General features: G+C 54.4%; 1 protein-coding gene and 2 pseudogenes. 2 read left to right on the forward strand and 1 reads right to left on the reverse strand.

Annotated features, from left to right (window positions below; translation table 11 throughout):
- Positions 1–1689: 1689 nt before the first annotated feature.
- A pseudogene (locus BN77_RS28230) lies at positions 1690–1953 on the forward strand (transposase); the annotation flags it as partial.
- A gap of 234 nt (positions 1954–2187) precedes the next feature.
- Here BN77_RS28230 and BN77_RS28235 read toward each other — a convergent pair.
- Complete coding sequence (locus tag BN77_RS28235; RefSeq protein WP_007538768.1) at positions 2188–3240, reverse strand: IS110 family RNA-guided transposase; 1053 nt, start codon at positions 3238–3240, stop codon at positions 2188–2190.
- A gap of 63 nt (positions 3241–3303) precedes the next feature.
- On the opposite strand from BN77_RS28235, the pseudogene BN77_RS28240 reads away from it, so the two are divergent.
- Positions 3304–3878, forward strand: a pseudogene (locus BN77_RS28240) (DDE-type integrase/transposase/recombinase); the annotation flags it as partial.
- Between the last annotated feature and the right edge of the window lie 121 nt (positions 3879–3999).

Genomic DNA, 3999 nt, shown 5'->3' on the forward strand with positions numbered 1-3999 from the left:
TCCTGTTATGAGGATCGGCTCGGGCCCATCCGAGCAACCCTCGGAAGAGCAGTGTAGGGCGAGCCACCTCACTCCCGAAGAAGGACATACGGTCTTACCGTATAGCGTCGCATTCACACTTGAACAAACGAACAAACGCCACACGATCATATATCCTGGGGGGGGGGGGCACTGGGGGGCTGTCAGAGCCTGGTCAAGTCTTTTGCCTTTGACGGTTGAGCATGGGTTTCTCTAGTTAACGACAGTAACCTGATGTCGTGAATAGTAGGCTACAACGAAAGCCTGTGAAATACCTATAAGCAGCGTAAGCCACCGAGGGTCAACAGTGATGAATTCTTGAATTCTTCGAAAGGCCATTTTCTGCTGCAAAATGATTGGCTGCCGTTCGAAGCAAAGCCATCAAATGTCACTGTCGAAATTGAGACCGAGGAGGAATGGCCCTAGCTGCCTGTAAAGGTCACTCTTTGTCTTTATAAGCCTCAGCACTTTCGATCCATCCCTCACGAACACAATTATCCTTCTTTTCATCTCATTTCCAGCCTCTCCTCCTCTCAATGTCGTGGATCGTCGGAGAACCGGTCAATGCTACTGTTGCTGGCGCACTGACAAGCATGATCGAAGCCCGCAGGATTATGTACCAAAACCATGCTGGGCAGCGTAACGTCGGACTCATCTACAAATACATGACTGAGGCGGATGCACGTTTTTGTGTCGCCAACCGCCGCCTTACCGGCGTCACCTCGGTGACGTCGGCCACATCTCCGGCTGACCCTCCGCGTGAATGCATTAATCGCGGGCTTACCTGGTTTATCGCCGTTCCTGACGGTTCAGGCCCCTCTGCCATCAACGTTCTGTCCTGGGGGAAAGCGATAGGGGGGTGATCATGTCGTCGTGGCCTTGCTCGAGTCTGTAGCGTTATGTTTTTTCGGTCTGCTTGATTTCGTGTTGTTTACAATTGCTACTTCGTTGTGTCTTTGTCCTTGATTATCAAGGTTTTGGGTTATTTTGGTTTGCATTATCGCTCTATAGTATGAGTGATTGTACCTTTACTTATTGCAATAAAAGCCGGGCAATCCAGTTTGTTTTACTTGCTACTTTCATATTAACCTATTTTACCAAGGAAGATAGACCCGTCGTAATACGCGCCAATAGGCAATGATTCAGTCCCAACATCATAATAATAATTTACAAACTCGATGAGGAAAGTGGTAGGACCTCCACCAGAAGTGGTTTATTTTGCTCACAATGAACATCGAGGCCATAAGGCCTTCATAACCCAGACAACCAGTCTCCACCCGGGTTATGCCCGGGATTCACAACCTGACGGAAGCCGTAAGGCTTCCGTCTTCATTTTGGCGCAAAGCGCAAGTTGCCGCGTTCTAAAAAAACAGGGCAACGTTTACAGCAGGATATCACCGCCGCTGATCATATGTCGGATTTACTCCGACCTTTGCGTACGCAACCGAGGACGCTTTTAGTTACCCAGATTTCATTCGCCCAAGGGCGACGGCTTCCTGATCCTGGAAGACTGCGAGGTTAGAGCAGATCCTGTTCACATTCCTCCGATGTGAAGCGGGGGATCAATGTGCCGACGGCATCCCATAACCGCTTACCGTATAGTGTCTGGCCTGAGACCCTGAACTTCCTCCAGATTTTGGTAGAGTCCGTTGCAACAAGGAGACGGACGGAATGAAGCGTTTACGGTTCACGGAAGAACAGATCATCGGGATTTTGAAGGAGCAGGAGGCGGGTGCGAAGACGGCAGATATTTGCCGCAAGCATGGCATCTCGGACGCGACCTTCTACAAATACAAGGCGAAGTATGGCGGCATGGATGTGTCCGATGCCCGCAAGCTGAAGGCGCTCGAGGACGAGAATGCCAAGCTGAAGAAGCTGCTCACCGAGTCGATGCTGGACAACGCGATCCTAAAGGATGTTGCTTCAAAAAATGTATGGTCCGCCTCCGTGCAAGGTTCGCGACATCGCAGATGACGATTCCAGTTGCATAAGTGTATCCGGCCTCTCGCAAGTGGGCTGCGGTTGCAGCCAGGCCATGATGAGATCCGCACACGCCGTTCCCAATAAATGGTTCGGGCACGAAGCCCGCTTTTTTGCACAGGGCTTACGGCATGTTGATCCACTGTTTCGTCATCACTCTTCCCGAGCCTTGCAATCGAGCCGGGAGCGTCAGGCGAATGCAGGGTCTCTGCGTTCGTATAGTGCTCCAGGCCTGGTCAGGACAACCCAGACAATACTTGCCATCTTAGCGGCAAGAGCAACGACAGCTTTGTTTGGGTGCATCCGGCTTTGAAGGCCGTCGAGCCAGCTCCCCAGTCGATCCTTCGTCCGATCGAGATGCCGAAAGCACGACCGTGCGCCATGCACGAGAAGTTTGCGAACGTAGCGGTTTCCCCGCTTGCTGATGCCGAGAAGCTTGTGCTTCCCACCCGTTGAGTATTCTCGAGGGACAAGGCCTAGCCATGCAGCCAAGTCGCGGGCTTTGTCAAATTGCCGACCACTGCCAACGGCTGCGAGAAGTGCAGTTGCGCCTAGAGCTCCGATTCCGGGGATCGTCATTAGCCGTCGTGCGGCATCCTCGCGACTAGCGATAGCTTCGATCTCGCGTGTGACGTCACCAATCCGGTGCTCCAATTGGCGCAAATCCGCAAACAGATTTGCAAGCAACTTCCGCATCGCCAAAGACAGATCGTTCGAAGCGTCTTCAATGACGTGTGGAAGATCGAGCTTGAAGAGGCCAGCTCCTTGGCGTAGCGCGATCCCAAATTCAAGACAGAAGGCCCGCATTTGATTGATCAAGCGTGTTCTCGTGCCGATCATCTGGTCACGCACCCGGTGGAGGGCTTGGAGGTCTGCCTGTTCTTCGCTCTTGATCGCCGCAAGCCGCATCGTCGGCCGCGTCGCTGCTTCGGCGATCGCCTCCGCATCAATGATGTCGCTTTTGTTCGACTTGACGTAAGGCTTCACGAATTGCGCCGGGATCAAGCGTACTTTGTGCCCCAGCGCCTGTATTTTCCTGGCAATCCATTGAGAGCCGGCGCACGATTCCATACCCACGATAGCCGGCGCAGCACGTCCAAAGAACTGAAGCAGCGTGTCCCGTCGGAAGCGAACCTTTTGGACAGGCGCTCCGTCGCTTCCGAGGCCGACGACGTGGAATATGTTCTTACCAATATCAATTCCGTAAACAGCCGCTGGGCGCGGCACATTGCGTTTTGGCATTGCAACCTCCTCGGTTTGACAGCCTCATGATGCTACGGGAGGACGAGACGGACCATCCCATTAATGGTGACGCCCGATGTGAAGCGGGATGCAGTGGTTCACGTCTGTGCGCAGCATGGGGTGAGCCAGCGTCGGGCGTGCGAGGTTCTGTCGGTGGATCGGTCGAGCATGCGATATCGCAGTGTTAGGCCCGACGATGAATCCATCCCTGAGGCGATGAAGAAGGTGGCGTCCGAGCGCCGGCGCTTCGGCTACCGCCGGATCCATGTCATGCTGGATCGGCAAGGGATCGTCATGAACCTGAAGAAGCTCCGGCGGCTTTATCGGGAAGAGAAGCTGACTGTGGGCAAGCGCGGCGGTCGCAAGAGGGCTTTGGGAATAAGGCGACCTTGGGCCTTGCCCTCACACCCCAACGAGCGCTGGAGCCTGGATTTCGTCAGTGACGCCTTCACAGACGGCCGCCGCTTCCGGGTGCTGGCGGTCGTCGACGACTTCACCCGCGAATGCCTGTGCCTCGTCGCAGACACATCGCTGTCTGGCGTTCGCCTTGCCCGGGAGTTGGACATCCTCATCGCAGGCGAGGTAAGCCAAGGACGATTGTCTCCGACAACGTCACGGAGATGACCGTAAGCGCGATTTTCCATGCGCATTGACGGCTGCTTTATCGCTAGATTGCCCCTGCATGGAGAGCGGCATCCGGCTCGACTAGGCGCTTGAGTTTTTGGAGAAGTTGAACGGGAGCAGGTCGCCGATTTCGGT

The organism is Rhizobium mesoamericanum STM3625, assembly GCF_000312665.1.
Lineage (GTDB): Bacteria > Pseudomonadota > Alphaproteobacteria > Rhizobiales > Rhizobiaceae > Rhizobium > Rhizobium mesoamericanum.

Excerpts from the sequence above, each read along its gene's own strand:
- BN77_RS28235 (WP_007538768.1), bottom strand. The coding sequence starts at position 3,240 with ATGCCAAAACGCAATGTGCCGCGCCCAGCGGCTGTTTACGGAATTGAT.